The organism is Dialister sp. (genome assembly GCF_036343215.1).
Classification (GTDB): domain Bacteria; phylum Bacillota; class Negativicutes; order Veillonellales; family Dialisteraceae; genus Dialister.
Window position 1 is genome coordinate 1 of the sequence record NZ_JAZASU010000231.1, and the last position, 1,082, is coordinate 1,082.

The 1,082-nt window shown below is 45.0% G+C and carries 1 protein-coding gene; it reads left to right on the forward strand.

Translation table 11 applies throughout. From position 1 onward, the window contains the following. Positions 1-1,082: sensor histidine kinase (locus VZT47_RS10620; RefSeq protein WP_330224923.1), on the forward strand; the 1,082-nt coding region annotated here is incomplete at both ends.

Here is a 1,082-nt window from a genome sequence, read left to right on the forward strand (position 1 = left end):
AGAAACTGAAAAGTATTTTACGGATTATATGAATACCCGGAGTGATGATGCCTTTCAGCATTTTCGGATTTCCATGGCCAACATGAAGGAAATGACAGATCAGATTCAAGCGGAGGTTACCGGAAATCCGGCAAGTCTTTTAGACCGGGAGATTTTTTACCTATCTGCCTCCTATTATGCGATGGCTGAACGCAGTATTACGATGAAACAGCAGTACGACGGAGACTATCGTCAGTACTACCGGGAAGCGACGAATATCCATACCTATATCCTGAAAACACTGAGAAGACTGAATACCCTGCGCTTTCAGAAAAATTCCATCCGATATGAATCTGCGCTGGATTCTTTGCAGAAGCTTGAAACATATATACTGGTTGTCTTGATTTTGACCGCCGGCATGGAAGGCCTTCTTCTCTATGATTTTCTCAGTGCACTCGTCAAGCCGCTGCAGGTGCTTTCCATGAAAGCAAGAGAAATCGAAAGCGGAAACATGGATGTCGACATCCCGGAAACGACAGCCGGAGATGAAGTCGGTGTCCTTACCCGTGCGTTTGCAAGCATGATGAAGAGTGTCCGCGCCGGGATAGAAGAAATACGTAGCAGTGCAAAAAGAGAGCTTGCCTTGAAAGAGAAGGAGCTTATGACAGAAAATCTTCTTAAGGATGCAAAGTTACGGTATTATCAGGCACAAATCAGTCCGCATTTTCTTTTTAACACATTAAATGCCGGTCAGCAGCTTGCCATGATGGAAGGGGCGGAAAGAACCTATATTTTTATCAACAACACCGCTGAATTTTTCCGCGGTCAGCTGCATGGAGCCGGACAGGATTCGACCATCGGCCAGGAAATCGAGCTGATCGATCATTATATGTATATCATGAATGTCCGTTTCAGCGGAGAATATCACCTTGAGAAAAGGATCCAGGATAAGATGCTTTCGGTCCGCTTCCCCGGTATGATCCTGCAGCCGATTGTTGAAAATGCAATTCATTATGCCTTTCCTGAGGATGAAGATGAAGCGTCATCCGTAGAGCAGGAAAAAAAGATTACGATTACGGCTGTACCAGAAGGAAATGAATGCA